This is a genomic window from Bacillus sp. Root920, assembly GCF_001429445.1.
Lineage (GTDB): Bacteria > Bacillota > Bacilli > Bacillales > Bacillaceae > Bacillus > Bacillus safensis.
This window is the reverse complement of the sequence record NZ_LMJV01000001.1, coordinates 379,453-393,467: the sequence shown is the minus strand read 5'-3', so window position 1 is coordinate 393,467 and position 14,015 is coordinate 379,453. Positions and strand designations below refer to the sequence as shown.

Sequence of the window (14,015 nt, the reverse complement as noted above, 5' to 3'; positions counted from 1 at the left end):
TCTCCTCCCTTGGCATTTACTTTTGCCTATCATCATAAACGAAAATAGAACTCTTTGCCCAGTATTTCTTTCAAATCGGGAACCTAGATATGGCTCATTCGTATGAATATGAAACTAGAGGAGGGATGCTTTTATGTTTGTTGTCATTATCATATTAGCTTTTTTAGGAGCCATCATTGCCAGCTTGTTCGCATCAAATGATAAACGTGCATCTGCTAAGCGTTCTGCACATCATAGCTCAACGACGAGCACTTATACTGATTCGTATACCCATCACGCTTCTGAAGCCTCCTGTGGGAGTGATTCAGGTGACAGCGGCGGTGGTGGATGTGACTAAACAAAAAAACAGCCGCCTTTTAAGAGACGGCTGTTTCGTTTATGGTTTTAAAGAGCTTTCCAGCCCCGTTCAATCAAATGTTTAACATCCTTTGCAAAATCCTCGCCCTTTTCCATCACGTCCTGAGCTCTTCCTGCAAAGTTACTGGCAACAGCCAGCTCCATTTTTTTCAATTCAAAGTGTAAGATTTTTTGATCAATCTCTGTTATATATTTTTCATATTCATTGTTGACGACGTCGTGCATCACGCTGTAAGCATCTTTCCGGTGGCGATGAAAGTCGGTTCCTCTCTCGCCTTTCCATGACGAATCTAGTGCAGGCTTCTTAATTTCTTTGATATCTGACTGGGCAAGATCTTGTTCTGTTCGAATATTACTTTTGGCTGTCTTTAACCGAGAGATCATTTCGTCAAATTCTGCACGTTTGTTCTCAATTCCCATATGCAGATGGTGCAGCATCTCGGATAAACTCATGTCATCCACCTCTATCTGACCTCATACGAAAGCACGGCGTGAGCGCCTTTGGAAACCATCGACTCACTTGATTTTTCCAATCCTGACATTTCTATCGTTCTGCTTTCATTAAGTATAGTATAAGGCGAAAAGCCTCAGGCTTAAATAGGGAAAAGGTGTCCTTTTAGCGACGCGTTTGGAAGAAAAACGGAATAATACAAGGTCTTACACCCCTTATTTTATATGAGTCTTTAAGACTAGAATCATATTATGTCAATGGTACCCATAAATAAAAGCGATTGTGCTGATTATTTTGCAGCAATCGCTTCGTCTTGTTCTTTTAATGTTTTCACGTTAGAGCGTGTATCCTGAACATTTTTAATTAAGGCTTCTTTAAAGCTTGAGACCATTTCGCTCACTTCTGCTTCACGTGCCGTCCACTTGGTTACAAATTCAAGGCTGTTTTCACCTGCTTTATCTGCTGCTTTTTTCATCGCTAAAGCTTCGACGGCTTGGGAGACTTCATCTAGTTTATCCATAACTGTTTGGTAGTTTAACTTAATTTGTCCCATTGTGATATCCTCCAGATTTGTTCAGCATGAAACTCGTTTACAAGCTGCTCCATGCTTTTGAGATCAAGCGTTTTGCGTCCTCTACTGCGTCTTCTCCTTTTTCAGCAAGACGTGCGGCGTCTCCAGCTAAGGAACTGGCAAAGGATAACGCAGCTTGTTCTGCTTCTAATGTACTGATTTTGAATTCGATACGGCTCACGTAGCGTGGGTATTGATCGTTCACGATCGTTTGCAGCGCATCATGTGCTTCATTTCGGTCTGTTTTGAAATCCTGGCTTCGCTCACCTTTCCAAGAGGTCCCAAGCTTTGGCTGCTTGATTTGCTTTAAATCTGTTTCTGCCGCATCTTGTTCACGTTCAACCTTGCTTTTCGCCTTTTTGAGTCGAGCGATTTTCTCTTCAATTTCTGCTTTTTTATTTGAAATGCCACCGTTAAGGGCAGACAGCATATCCGATAAGCTCATATGGGTTCCTCCTCCTGTCAAAAAATAAAAACGCTGCTTAGAGTCCCTCTAAACGAGCGTAAGGTGAATAGCACTTTTTCCAATATTGTTATTATAAGGTTCAAAGACTCATGTTTGAATAGGGATTTGTACCCTTTTTATGGGATAAATATGCTTTCATTCTGCTTCACACCACCCCTTTCGACCTCATTTATAGGAGGTCTAAACTCCTGTTCGTTTGCTATATGTCACATATAGTCTCACGGTCCTAGGACAAACAAAGCCGCCCCGTTCAGGAGCGGCTTTTGCAAACGGCTTATGAGGCCGATTCTTCTCTTTCTTGTTGATCTTTCACGTACCAAATGAATTTACCTGTATATCCGTAAATGATTGCAAGACCAATGGCGACAAAACTCAACCACATAAATGGTAAATAAGAGAATGTCGATACGCCGAGAATTCCTGCCATGTAAATACCGTTATCTGACCATGGAACCATACCAGACGTAAGCGTACCACCGACCTCAGAGTTTCTGGATAAAACTCGTCTGTCTAACTTTAATTTATCGTAGCTCTTTTCCATAATTTTTGGTGTAAGGATAATTGATACATACATTGCACAACCAAAAATGTTAGCAAAGAATGCAACAAGAATAGTGGAAAGAGTAACATTTCCCGCATTGTGCAGTTTTTTCTCAAAGGTTGAGACAATGACTTTCAATACACCCAGATGTTCCAATACTCCCCCAAAACCAAGCCCAAGAATAATCACTACCAAAGAGCCAAGCATGTTGACCATTCCACCACGATTGAGAAGTTGGTTTAGAAAGTCTACATCTGATTGAATTGAAAATCCATTGTATGCTGCACCAATTGCATCACTAGGATTCGCACCTTGAAAAGCAAAGGCCCAGATCGCCCCAAACAAAGCACCGATTGCAATAACCGGCAGAGCAGGCTTTTTCATGACAAGTAAAACCACAACAATTAGAGCTGGAATGAGCATCCATACATTAATATTGAATGTATCGAGCAATGCATTCTTTAAGTATTCAACCTTTTCTTGATCAATATTACGACCTCCATAGATAAAACCAGTGACCGTAAACATAATAGCTGTAATAACAAAAGCAGGTATGGATAAGACCATCATCGCTCTTACATGCGCCAGAACTTCAACCTTTGATAAGGACGAGGCGAGAACTGTACTGTCTGACAGTGGAGAAAGCTTGTCTCCAAAATAAGCACCTGACAAGACGGCACCTGCAACGATTGGGAGAGGAATCCCTAAACCTTCACCAATGGCAATCATGGCAATCCCAGCTGTACCAACTGTTCCCCAAGATGTCCCTGTTGCGACAGACATAATGGCACAAATAATGAGTGTTGCCAGTAAGAAGATATTTGGATGAATAAATTCAAGACCATAATAGATCAGTGTCGGCACGACTCCGCCAGCGATCCAAGTTCCAATTAAAGCACCTACAGCAAGTAAAATCAAAACAGCATCTAATCCATTTGATATCCCTTTTGTAATAGCACCCTGTAAATCCTTGTAAGAGTGTCCTAAATGAAGACCAAGCCCAATTGCTAGAAACCAAGAAATAAATAAAGCCAGTTGAATATCCAAGTCGAAATAAATAGTAAATGATAAGACAATCGCCAAAAATAAACCTAGTACGGCGATGATCTCCACCATAGATGGCAAGCGAACCGATTTCAATGTTGTTTCCTCCCTTTGTGCGTGCGTTAAGCGTTTTCAAAATATTGTGAAAAAAGTGTGTCAATTCGAAAGAAAGTGAATTGCCTGTTTTTCTCTTTTTCACAGGCAATTCCACATATTAATAAAATAAAATTTTTGATATTATTATCGCTCTAGGAGCTCTGCACCCGCAATACCAGGCTTTGTCATCTCGTATGGATTTAAGATAATATCAAGTTCTTCTTCCGTTAAAACATCGTACTGCAAGCAAAGATCTCTGATCGATTGTCCTGTTAAAATGGCTTCTCTTGCAATTCTAGCGGCTGCTTCATAGCCTAAGTGAGGGTTCACGGCAGTGATCACGCCTGCACTTTTTTCTACATATTCTTTTAAACGTATTTCATTTGCTTCAATGTCCGCTAAGCAATGATCTGTGAATGAGCGGAATCCGTTATTCATTATACTAATAGATTGAAGCAAGTTAAAGACCAGAACAGGTTCCATCACATTTAACTCAAGTTGGCCTGCTTCAGAAGCAAGACAGATCGTGTGGTCGTTCCCAATGACTTGGAATGCGATTTGGTTAATGAGCTCTGCCATGACTGGATTGACTTTCCCAGGCATGATGGATGATCCAGGCTGGCGGGCCGGCAATGCGATTTCAGCAAGACCTGCGCGCGGACCAGATGCCATTAAGCGGAGGTCATTGGCAATCTTAGACATGTTCATCATACATACTTTTAAAGCGGCGGATACTTCTGTGTAAGCATCTGTATTTTGCGTTGCATCCACGAGATGCTCTGCGCCTACAAGAGGAAGACCAGATATATCAGCGAGCTTCTTCACCACGATCTCAATATAACGAGGATCTGCGTTTAAGCCTGTCCCAACAGCTGTTGCACCCATATTGACTTCATATAAATGCTGTTTTGATTGGTTGATCCGCTTAATATCACGGCTCAGCACACGGCTGTAAGCTTCAAATTCCTGTCCCAAACGGATTGGAACAGCATCTTGAAGGTGCGTACGTCCCATTTTGATCACATGATCGAATTCTTTCGCTTTCTTTTGAAAGACGTCCTGCATGACTTGCATCGTTTCAAGCAGAATGTCTAACTGCTTGAGCACAGCAATGTGGATCGCCGTTGGGAATGAGTCATTCGTTGATTGCGACATGTTCACATGTGTGTTTGGGCTTAAATGGATGTATTCACCCTTTTGATGTCCCATGATTTCTAGTGCTCTGTTTCCAATCACTTCATTGGCATTCATATTCATGGACGTTCCTGCGCCGCCTTGAATTGGATCGACAATAAAGTACTCGTGCAGCTTGCCTTCAATGACTTCATCAGACGCTTGAACGATGGCATTTCCAATTCCCTCATATAAACGTCCAACTTCCATATTGGCTTGAGCTGCTGCTTTTTTCACGATGGCAAAGGCTCTGATTAGTTCCTCGTGCATCCGATATCCTGTAATCGGGAAATTCTCTTTTGCACGAAGGGTTTGAACCCCATAATACACGTCTGCTGGAATTTCTTTTTCACCAAGAAAATCCTTCTCATAGCGATAAGTTGCTTGAACCATCTCTTATGACCTGCTTTCTATAGAATAGTTAAATCACTAAATCTTCTGCGATTGGCGTTTCCATAATCTTTTTGACTTCTCTTGGATCTGTTGTTTTGCCTAGTGCCCACATCAGTTTCGGCACGATAGCTTCTGTATTCATGTTTCTTGAACGTGCCACCAATTCTTGATTGATCTTGCGTCCTACCTCATACACACTCATGTCTTCTCCTTCTTCAAGACACTGAGTGGTGATGACAACAGAAATGCCTTCTTCCAGCAATTCGTTGATCTTTTCTAAAAGGTTTCTTCCTTCGAAAGGAATTCCGCCGCTGCCGTAGCTTTCAATGACGACGCCTTTGTACATGCTTTTGACTGCATCTAAAAACTCAGGCTTCAGGCCTGGGTGCAATTTTAACAGACACACATCTGTGTTCAAGGATGCATCTAATTTAAGCGGTTTCATTGGTGTTCTTTTTACTTTGCTATTGTATTCAATTTGATGGTTTTCAATTGATGCAATATATGGGTAGTTAATGCTTTCAAATGCATCGTAGCTTTTCGTTCTTAGTTTGATCGCACGTGTTCCTTGGATGACCCTGCCATCAAACACGACATACACGCCGCCAACACCGTCACATGCAAAGCGAATGGCATCTGTGATGTTTTTCTTCGCATCTGTTTTCTTAAAAGTAATCGGAATTTGTGAACCTGTAATCACGATCGGCTTATCAGGGTTTTGCAGCATATAAGACAGCGCTGCTGATGTATAGGCCATTGTATCGGTTCCATGAGTAACGACAAACCCGTCATACTGATCATAATTTTCATAAATGGCTGTTGCGATATCAACCCAGTATTCAGGCTGCATATTTGTACTATCTATACTCATTAGGGACTTTGTGTCCATTGTATATTCTGCATTAATTTCGTTTAAATAGCTCAAAAGATCCTCAGCTTTAACACCTGGAGCTAAACCATTTTCACTCTCTACAGATGCAATCGTCCCACCAGTCGTTAAAAGCAATAATTTCTTCAACAGGTCCACCTCTTTCGTAAAATTACTTCGTTTGTCACACATATTATAAGCTAGCTTGTGCTATTCTATAATATACGCTTTACGCGTACCTTCATTGCCATTATAGTCACATAACGCGAATTAATCAAGAAATTGTTACGCATAACGCGTACATTCTATGTCAAAATATGATATACTGTTGTTGTAAATAAAGGAGCGTTCATGTATGATACTCGATCGTTTAACCACCCTTAGAAAAAAGAAAAAATGGTCTCTCCAGCATACGGCAGATCGCCTAGGTATCGCCAAAAGCACCTATGCCGGTTACGAATCTGGGTACCGACGACCTTCGCTTGAAGCAGTGAAGCTGCTGGCTGATTTGTATGATACGTCCATTGATTTTTTACTTGGTAGAACGGACGAGCCAGAGATACAACGCAAAATCTCTGATATCAAAATTGAACTGACGGAAGCAAAAGAAGGAACCATTCATGTAGACGGCGTTCCCCTAAATGATGAAGAAATCAAACAGCTTGTTGCCTTTATTCGGGCGAAAAACACTCTAAAAGTATAAACACAGAAAAGAGAGGCACCTTATAAACAGGTGCCTCTCTTTCCTTTTCCAATCTCAATACGGAGAAGACAGCTGGCTTAATTCCTCTAGCCGCCGCTTCGCTTCTTCTTTATTAAACGAACTATAATAGCGATAATTCTCCTCATCTAAGATGCGGTAATGCTGACTAAGCACATTTTGCTGAAGTCGAAACGTGCCTTTTTTGACAGACGTCCTCCACCAAACCTTTCCGCCAATCGTACGCTCAACTGATAGATGTAATTCATCATGTGCCACAACTTCCAAAATCTCAAGCGGGTCATCCCCTAGTGTCCCTTTCAGAATGTCACTATCTCTGAATAATGCACATACGGCCGCGGATTGCGTCCAGTTGAGACGCAGCCTGTTTTTTTCAACCTGCTGTAGATGCCGTTTCGATAGACCAAGTACCTCCGCCATACGATCCTGCGTATAATCCTTTTCTTTTCGAATCCGTGCCATTTGTTCTGTGACGAGGTCGATTACCATCTCTTTATCCATCTCTCATCGCCTCTTTCGAGTGTTCAGTCTTTACTGACATCATACACGATTTCTTCGAAAAAGTGGCGCCTCATCCTATAGAATTCTGACAAAAACAGCTTAGTCGGTCTTCTCTTCTCCTTGGCCATGCTGCTGTCTCCAATTTTCTTGGGCTGTCTGATGTAAATATGGATAGATCTCCTGTTTGACGGTCTGTTCAAATACTTCTTCATCTAAAATGCTGTACGCCGGAATTTTGATCAATTTCCCATCTACTTTCCGAATGAGCACATCCATGAAAAGAAATCCTCTTATACTGTAACGATGCCTGCGCATGTCAATTGATTGAATATCTTGAAAAGAGATCGTTCGCTCCCGGTGCAGCACAGCGCCATTCTCTCCGCGCTGAATGCGAAAAATCACATTTCCCCTCTTCGTAAAAGCAGGCAAAATCATCAAAAAGGAGATCCAGCCATAGACAATACCTAATAGTCCGCCTAAAAATAAAAACAATGTATAGTTTGATTCAAATGTAAGGGCTTCTGAAAATAACCAAATACCGATGATACCGAAGCCGCCCGTTGCTAAGAATGCCCATACTCTTAAAAAAGGTCTGCTCCTTACTTCTATTACTTCACTTGGATTCAAGCGTCATTCTCCTTTTCTCCATTAGAATATAGAACGTAACCCGTCTAGATGAGCCGTCTCAATGCGAAATTCATTTTCTTTTATTCCTGATACAAGCCACGATTGGTTCTCACCTGGAATTACAAATATCATCGACTCCACATCAGGCGTATTATTTTTGTCATAGACGACCTTCATGAGGGAGTCCATCTTTCCTTTTCTCGTCTGTACATCAGAAACAAATGCCTTCACGAGCTCTTGATTCTCCGCTTTATTCAGGAAGGATGGCCACTCATTTTTCGCTTCGCTTGCTTGCTCTAACAGCATTTCAAATTCCTCTGCCTGGAGGCTGATGACAGGTTCAGGGTGATCATTCATCTGTATATTGAAAAAGGCTGTCACTTGCTCCTCTGCCTGCTGATCGCCGTCCAGTTTGCGAATCTGATGCACTTGTTGATCATAAAGCGTATGATGCGCATATACACCCGCCTGTGTTGTGTGAAAAGAGGTGCTGACTTCTTCATCTGTGTCTCCAAATTTAGATGCCTTGATCGTGTGAGAGGCATCATTCATCGCCTGGATGAAATGACGGTATTCCGCTTTATAACGGTATTGTCTGTTTCGAAATTCCAGTACACCTTTTGCAAGCAAAGAGCGGCACGCAATTTCAAATAAAAACCCAAGGCGCTCGTCCTCTACTTCAGGATAATAGGCCTCCTTTAAGGACATGCCTTGTTCAAAATAGCCTTCACTGTAAAAACTAAAGATGAGTTCCTCAATACTTAGACTTAGCTGATCCAACTTGATCTCTCCTTATCCAAAAGAAAATGCACCCTTAAAGAAATCGCCTGCACCCTTTATGAGCGAATCTGCGGTTTCTTTTGTTTTTTCTATCCCTTTATGTATCACTTGATTTGCCTGATCAATGGTATCATTCACTGCTTTCACACCTTGACCCGCCAGTTCGAATGCTTTTTTCCCTTTATCCACGACTGCATGAATCGGGTCCTTTAATTTCACTGCCATCTGTTCAGCAAAACCGGAAGTCAGCTTGGCGACTTTTTCTCCAATAAATCCACCTACAGCTGAACCAATGGCTCCGCCAACAACGGTTCCAATCGGACCTGCAAAGCTGCCAAGAGCACCGCCGACAACGGCACCTGCGACAGAACCGCCAGCGATAAAGACCGTATTGTTCACTGCATTTCCAACAGCCTTTGCATTTTCACGCTTAAGAACTTCGGGCTGATCTCCGAATTCTGCATAGTTCTCGGCAATTTTCAATCCACAGCCAACCGTTTCTGTTGCACCAGTGACAACTGTTACAATAATGGCATTTCCTTTCGCAAATCTTGCACCATTTTTCAGAACAGACTTAATCGCAGCCGTGTCCTTCCAATTAATACTTCCTTTTGTAAAATCACGAACACTGTTTGTGAACGCAACTGTATCGTCAGGATAAAATTTTGTGAATTTCTTATGGACCAAGTCAGCCATCGGCCAGTTCGATCGTTTTAATAATTCTTTTTTACTCAGCCAAATCCTTGCTAACCGGTCAAATCTCGTTCCTTCTACCCGGCTGGTCAGATCAAGCAGCAGCTTTGAATGCTGCGCTGCATATCGGCCATTCTCTTTAATGAAAGTCGTCATCCCAAGCCCGTAATATTTCGCCTGCATCATCACGATACCAGCTAAGCTCGTGAGTGTACCATATTGATCATAGATACTGTACAATTTCCGCAATATATCATCTGCTTCGACCATTTTATCGGTTGCATGACGAATGGCAATATCATCACTGCTCAATTTGCTGATTAATGCCTGTCCTGCTCCCCATGCATCCCCGACACCAGAAAAACAGCTTCTATACCGAGGATCGCAGCCTAAAATCAGCCCGTCCAGTTCACTATGTAAATCGCGGTGCTTCGTTTCAATGGCTGACAGCTCGCCTACAAAATCATTCGCCAGCCCAGTCAGCTGATCTGGATCAACCACAATGTCACGTGCCATCACATCATCTCCCTTCTCGGTTTCTTTCTCTCCGTTCTTCTCGTCTCTTTCGCTCAAGCTCTTCCATTCTGGCAATTTCAGCTTTACGCTCCTCAATTTTGACCGCTGCATCCCGCAGTTCCTGACTTGTTTCAAGCAAATCTTTTTCAAATTGATCGTAGCGTGCCTTTGTTTCTTCAAAGCTTTGATCAAATTTATCCCTTGCTTCTCCCTGCCAGCCTGATCCTACTGCCTTCAGCCGATTTTCCAGCAGCTGCTTGGACTGCCGAATCTCATCAGCCGCTTCCTGAAACTTTTGAGCGAGTGCCAGCGTTTGACTAGAATCCAACTTTCGCACCCCTTTCTCCCAATTTAACGTACAAATGGATGATTTTATATGTCCTCATTATAAATAAAAAGACACCCAAAAAAATCACCCTAAAGAACCATTCAGCACATTACCTAATGAAAGTAGGCCTTTTTCCTCTCTAATTGCCAGAGAAAGCCTTTCTTGTTATGAAGCGCATTCAAGACGTGATAAAATGGACGTATTCTACAAAAGGAGTGACGTATAGATGAAAGAGGAAATGATTCAGCGTTTCACAAGTTATGTGAAGGTAGATACGCAGTCAGATGCAGAAAAGGAAAGCTGCCCATCTACTGAAGGACAATTGAACCTGGCGAGACAGCTTGTTGAAGAGATGAAATCCATCGGGATTCAAGAAGTGACTATGGATGAAAACGGCTATGTCATGGGGACAATCCTATCTAACACAGACAAAGACGTGCCGACCATTGGCTTCCTGGCTCATATCGACACAGCCACTGACTTCACCGGCAAAAATGTAAAACCGCAGCTTCATAAGAACTATCAAGGCGGCGACATTACCTTAAATGAAGATCTACATATCGTTTTATCTCCACAACAGTTTCCAAATTTACAAAAGTACCAAGGACATACGCTGATTACAACAGATGGCACAACCCTGCTTGGTGCAGATAACAAAGCTGGTATCGCAGAAATTATGACAGCTATGCATTACCTCATCGAACACCCAGAAATCAAGCATGGGAAAATCCGCGTCGCTTTTACGCCAGATGAAGAGATTGGCAGAGGGCCGCACAAGTTTGATGTTGATGCCTTTGGCGCTTCCTATGCGTACACAATTGACGGCGGACCGCTTGGCGAGCTGCAATATGAAAGCTTCAACGCAGCGGGCGCGAAAGTATCCATTAAAGGAAACAACGTCCACCCAGGAACAGCAAAGGACAAAATGGTCAGCGCTGCGAAAATTGGGATGCTCTTTCACAACAAACTGCCTTCTGACGAATCTCCAGAATATACAGAAGGCTACGAAGGCTTTTTCCACCTGACGAAATTTGTAGGGGAAGTAGAAGAGGCCGAGCTGCAATATATTATCCGTGATTTTGATAAAGAGAAATTCAACAATCGCAAGGCACTGTTTGAAAAAATAGCAAATGACTTAAAAGCCACGTACGGAGAAAACAGCATCACCCTCAGCATTCAGGATCAATATTATAATATGAGAGAAAAAATTGAGCCGGTGAAACATATTGTGGACATTGCTCATGAAGCCATGGAAAATCGCTCAGTAACACCGGTCATTGAACCAATTCGCGGCGGCACAGACGGCTCCCAGCTTTCATATAAAGGTCTCCCAACGCCAAACATCTTTACTGGCGGGGAAAACTTCCACGGTAAATATGAATTTATTTCCGTTGAAAACATGGTGAAAGCAACCGAAGTTATCGTTGAAATTGCCCGTTTATTTGAAGAAAAAGCATAAACATGTTTACAACCGTTCCTGTTCGGGAACGGTTTTTTAATAAAAGTTTACAATTTTCTGAAACTTTTATGACACTTATTCGTACTAATAGAGACAACCCCAGAAAAAATTCTTCTTGACGAGTGAAATAACTGGAAATATAATAGTTAAAAACAACCAGTATTTTAGACCTAAAATAGCAGATTGAATGGACCTTAAGAACTAAACCGACTCTACTGCTTATTTTCAGTTATAAACATCACTCACCCTGTCTACACTTAAAGAATAGGATGAATTGGAGGAATGTCATATGATGATTTTATTGATTATCGCTTCACTTTGCTGCTACTTACTATTCTCTTTCAAAAAAGATAACCGCACCCAAAAAAGAAAAAGCGCAGAGCTTTCGGAGTTTGAAATCTTTCGTATGCGCCGCCACTACAACGGAAAACGCCGTCACCCACTAAACGATGCACCTAAACAAGTATAAATCCAAATAAAAGAGCCTCATGAGGGGGCTCTTTTTGTTGAATAAACAGCAAAAAACGACCACTGAATCTGGTCGTTTTTCTTTTTATTTATATACCTTCGCAGGAACTTGAATCATAGGAATTCCAACATAATAAGGTGAAATTTCATATGGCTGGAAGACAACAGCAATTCCCTTTTTCGTGAAGTAATACTGCGTGTTGTAGTTGATTTCAATGTCGCTTTTTTTCAGGTTCGCGTAGAATTTGCTTTTATGTTTCTTTGTGTAGTTATAAATATAATCTCTTACTTTCGTACGCTTTTTCTTTGTTTTCACAACGTCTGTCAAGAACAACTGCTTTGTTTTTTTCTTTGTTAACACATAGTTCATGCTGGAAACCATTGTGTCTCCGTGCGCTCCACCGTTATACATGTAATCATAGTTTAAGATACTCAGTTTCTTACCATTGTTAAATTTCGTTTTATACGTTCTCTCATACGTGACCTTCCCGTAGCCTTCCTTTTTCGCTTCGTCCTTTAGGTACAAGTAAGTAGAATAAGAGAAGGCGATATCTTCTTTTAAATCACGATTGATGGTTTTCATATGCGTCTTGCTTAGATTTTTCACCTGTGCATATTTGAACGTTTTTTTCTTCTTATAATAGTGTGTGCTTACTTTTGCTTTTTTTGCTTGTTTGGCATCAGCAGATCCAACTGGCGCAAACAAGGAAACAATCAGTGAGAAAATGAGCAGGCTGATCGTTAGGCCTTTTTTCATTGTCATAGTAAAAACCCCCATTTTTGTCTATTACCAAATGAGTATACCATGACAAAAGAACCAAAAGAAGTATTTTTTCCATATTATTCTTCATTTTTCCACATCGGGTTTGTTTACCGTTTTCATAAGTTCCTGTATGCTTAATGTAGAATGCTAGATGAAGTGTGGTGTTTATCATAGAAGAGAATATTTTTAGTCACATTCGGACAACGTTTCATAGTTTGTCCCCAACCCAGAAAAAGATTGCCAATTACATTTTACAAAACCCTCAGAAAGTTGTGCTTCATTCTATAAGTGCACTCGCTGCTGAATGCAGCACAAGTGAAACGACGATCTTTCGGTTTCTAAGAAAAATTGGCTATGAATCGTATCAAGTGTTTCGTGTCCATGTCGCACAGGATATCGCGACCAATACACCTCAATCCATATACGGTGAGATCGAGGCAACCGATAGTGTAGCTGATATTAAACATAAGGTCATAGAGTTAACAACAAACTCTATACAAGATATGAAGCATATTTTAGAAGATCATGCCGTCACACAATTCATTGAACACATGAAACAGGCACATAAAACCGTCTTTTTTGGAGCAGGCTCGTCCAGCTTTATTGCTGGGGATGCTTATCATAAGTTCCTGCAGCTTGGTTTTGAAGTGAGCCTATGCAGTGATCCGCATATGATGAATATGATTGCCACACACGCCACGGAACACGATTTTATCGTCGCAATCTCCCATTCAGGAGAGAGCAGAGAAATTCTTGACGCCGTACAGTTTGCAAAAGAAAAAGGGGCAAAGGTTGCTTCTATCACCAGCTATCCGAAATCTGAGCTCGCAAAGCGGTCTGACTTTCATCTGCTTAGTTCTTCAAGAGAGACAACCTATCGATCAGACTCCATGATCTCCCGTATCAACCAGCTTGTGATCATTGATGTACTATACGTCACCGCTGTTTTAGAGCTAGGATCAAATGCCATTGAAAACGTGAAACGATCTCGTTTAGCCGTAGCTAAAAATAAAACATAAACACAAAAGACCGGAGCTGATTCCGGTCTTTTTTTGTGACTTTTTTCATATTTTCCGTTGACACGTTCCTATCACGTCATGTACATTAAATGAACAATAGTTTATTTCCTACTATCAAATTTAAAAGATAGTATATATACTAACAAAATGAAAAGAAAGCGCTTTTTGTAAGGGTTTTCT

General features: G+C 41.4%; 17 protein-coding genes. 5 read left to right on the top strand and 12 right to left on the bottom strand.

The window, feature by feature from the left end; all coding sequences use genetic code 11:
* Positions 1 to 133: 133 nt before the first annotated feature.
* Entirely contained in the window at positions 134 to 337 is a 204-nt protein-coding gene (locus ASE42_RS01645; RefSeq protein ID WP_024427523.1) for a hypothetical protein, read from the top strand.
* Between the two features lie 47 nt (positions 338 to 384).
* On the opposite strand, the gene ASE42_RS01640 is transcribed toward ASE42_RS01645, so the two are convergent.
* The 6 genes from ASE42_RS01640 to ASE42_RS01615 all read right to left on the bottom strand — a co-directional run bounded on the left by ASE42_RS01640 (position 385) and on the right by ASE42_RS01615 (position 6,110).
* Complete coding sequence (locus tag ASE42_RS01640) at positions 385 to 810, bottom strand: YwqH-like family protein (RefSeq protein WP_024423904.1); 426 nt, start codon at positions 808 to 810, stop codon at positions 385 to 387.
* Between the two features lie 287 nt (positions 811 to 1,097).
* Positions 1,098 to 1,361 carry a YwqI/YxiC family protein gene (locus ASE42_RS01635; protein ID WP_024423905.1) on the bottom strand — a complete coding sequence of 88 codons (264 nt, stop codon included), beginning with the start codon at positions 1,359 to 1,361 and terminating at the stop codon, positions 1,098 to 1,100.
* A gap of 37 nt (positions 1,362 to 1,398) precedes the next feature.
* Entirely contained in the window at positions 1,399 to 1,824 is a 426-nt protein-coding gene (locus tag ASE42_RS01630; protein WP_024423906.1) for a YwqH-like family protein, read from the bottom strand.
* Positions 1,825 to 2,119: 295 nt separating this feature from the next.
* A complete protein-coding gene (nhaC, locus tag ASE42_RS01625; protein WP_024427525.1) occupies positions 2,120 to 3,526 on the bottom strand; it encodes a Na+/H+ antiporter NhaC in 1,407 nt (468 codons plus the stop codon).
* A gap of 144 nt (positions 3,527 to 3,670) precedes the next feature.
* Positions 3,671 to 5,092: an aspartate ammonia-lyase gene (aspA, locus tag ASE42_RS01620; RefSeq protein ID WP_034624136.1), complete on the bottom strand. Its 1,422-nt coding sequence runs from the start codon at positions 5,090 to 5,092 to the stop codon at positions 3,671 to 3,673.
* Positions 5,093 to 5,120: 28 nt separating this feature from the next.
* Positions 5,121 to 6,110: an asparaginase gene (locus ASE42_RS01615; protein WP_024427527.1), complete on the bottom strand. Its 990-nt coding sequence runs from the start codon at positions 6,108 to 6,110 to the stop codon at positions 5,121 to 5,123.
* Positions 6,111 to 6,315: 205 nt separating this feature from the next.
* Between ASE42_RS01615 and ASE42_RS01610 the strand changes: the two genes are divergently transcribed.
* A complete protein-coding gene (locus tag ASE42_RS01610; RefSeq protein ID WP_039182556.1) occupies positions 6,316 to 6,663 on the top strand; it encodes a helix-turn-helix domain-containing protein in 348 nt (115 codons plus the stop codon).
* A gap of 54 nt (positions 6,664 to 6,717) precedes the next feature.
* Here the strand turns inward: ASE42_RS01610 and ASE42_RS01605 are convergent, their stop codons facing one another.
* The 5 genes from ASE42_RS01605 to ASE42_RS01585 form a co-directional block, all read right to left on the bottom strand.
* Positions 6,718 to 7,182, bottom strand: a complete 465-nt coding sequence (locus ASE42_RS01605) for a helix-turn-helix domain-containing protein (protein WP_024423909.1) — start codon at positions 7,180 to 7,182, stop codon at positions 6,718 to 6,720.
* Between the two features lie 99 nt (positions 7,183 to 7,281).
* Positions 7,282 to 7,809, bottom strand: coding sequence for a YfjD family protein (locus tag ASE42_RS01600; RefSeq protein WP_024427529.1), 528 nt, complete (start codon positions 7,807 to 7,809; stop codon positions 7,282 to 7,284).
* Positions 7,810 to 7,830: 21 nt separating this feature from the next.
* The gene (locus ASE42_RS01595; protein WP_056765377.1) at positions 7,831 to 8,589 is read right to left on the bottom strand and encodes a hypothetical protein; all 759 of its coding nucleotides are present in this window, start codon (positions 8,587 to 8,589) and stop codon (positions 7,831 to 7,833) included.
* Positions 8,590 to 8,601: 12 nt separating this feature from the next.
* Entirely contained in the window at positions 8,602 to 9,798 is a 1,197-nt protein-coding gene (locus tag ASE42_RS01590; RefSeq protein ID WP_056765376.1) for a DUF6861 domain-containing protein, read from the bottom strand.
* A gap of 4 nt (positions 9,799 to 9,802) precedes the next feature.
* Positions 9,803 to 10,126, bottom strand: coding sequence for a WXG100 family type VII secretion target (locus ASE42_RS01585; protein WP_056765375.1), 324 nt, complete (start codon positions 10,124 to 10,126; stop codon positions 9,803 to 9,805).
* A 226-nt stretch (positions 10,127 to 10,352) separates the two neighbouring features.
* Here ASE42_RS01585 and pepT point away from each other — a divergent pair, with 226 nt between their 5' ends.
* Both pepT and ASE42_RS01575 read left to right on the top strand, forming a co-directional pair.
* Positions 10,353 to 11,585, top strand: coding sequence for a peptidase T (pepT, locus tag ASE42_RS01580; RefSeq protein ID WP_056765374.1), 1,233 nt, complete (start codon positions 10,353 to 10,355; stop codon positions 11,583 to 11,585).
* A gap of 289 nt (positions 11,586 to 11,874) precedes the next feature.
* Complete coding sequence (locus ASE42_RS01575) at positions 11,875 to 12,054, top strand: hypothetical protein (protein ID WP_008345664.1); 180 nt, start codon at positions 11,875 to 11,877, stop codon at positions 12,052 to 12,054.
* Positions 12,055 to 12,138: 84 nt separating this feature from the next.
* Here the strand turns inward: ASE42_RS01575 and ASE42_RS01570 are convergent, their stop codons facing one another.
* Positions 12,139 to 12,816, bottom strand: a complete 678-nt coding sequence (locus ASE42_RS01570) for a DUF3298 and DUF4163 domain-containing protein (RefSeq protein WP_025093777.1) — start codon at positions 12,814 to 12,816, stop codon at positions 12,139 to 12,141.
* 161 nt (positions 12,817 to 12,977) lie between these two features.
* Here ASE42_RS01570 and ASE42_RS01565 point away from each other — a divergent pair, with 161 nt between their 5' ends.
* Positions 12,978 to 13,835, top strand: a complete 858-nt coding sequence (locus ASE42_RS01565) for a MurR/RpiR family transcriptional regulator (RefSeq protein ID WP_200956583.1) — start codon at positions 12,978 to 12,980, stop codon at positions 13,833 to 13,835.
* The last annotated feature ends 180 nt before the right edge of the window (positions 13,836 to 14,015 follow it).

Excerpts from the sequence above, each read along its gene's own strand:
- ASE42_RS01645 (WP_024427523.1), top strand. The coding sequence starts at position 134 with ATGTTTGTTGTCATTATCATATTAGCTTTTTTAGGAGCCATCATTGCC.
- ASE42_RS01640 (WP_024423904.1), bottom strand. The coding sequence starts at position 810 with ATGAGTTTATCCGAGATGCTGCACCATCTGCATATGGGAATTGAGAAC.
- ASE42_RS01635 (WP_024423905.1), bottom strand. The coding sequence starts at position 1,361 with ATGGGACAAATTAAGTTAAACTACCAAACAGTTATGGATAAACTAGAT.
- ASE42_RS01630 (WP_024423906.1), bottom strand. The coding sequence starts at position 1,824 with ATGAGCTTATCGGATATGCTGTCTGCCCTTAACGGTGGCATTTCAAAT.
- aspA (WP_034624136.1), bottom strand. The coding sequence starts at position 5,092 with ATGGTTCAAGCAACTTATCGCTATGAGAAGGATTTTCTTGGTGAAAAA.
- ASE42_RS01610 (WP_039182556.1), top strand. The coding sequence starts at position 6,316 with ATGATACTCGATCGTTTAACCACCCTTAGAAAAAAGAAAAAATGGTCT.
- ASE42_RS01605 (WP_024423909.1), bottom strand. The coding sequence starts at position 7,182 with ATGGATAAAGAGATGGTAATCGACCTCGTCACAGAACAAATGGCACGG.
- ASE42_RS01590 (WP_056765376.1), bottom strand. The coding sequence starts at position 9,798 with ATGGCACGTGACATTGTGGTTGATCCAGATCAGCTGACTGGGCTGGCG.
- pepT (WP_056765374.1), top strand. The coding sequence starts at position 10,353 with ATGAAAGAGGAAATGATTCAGCGTTTCACAAGTTATGTGAAGGTAGAT.
- ASE42_RS01575 (WP_008345664.1), top strand. The coding sequence starts at position 11,875 with ATGATGATTTTATTGATTATCGCTTCACTTTGCTGCTACTTACTATTC.
- ASE42_RS01570 (WP_025093777.1), bottom strand. The coding sequence starts at position 12,816 with ATGACAATGAAAAAAGGCCTAACGATCAGCCTGCTCATTTTCTCACTG.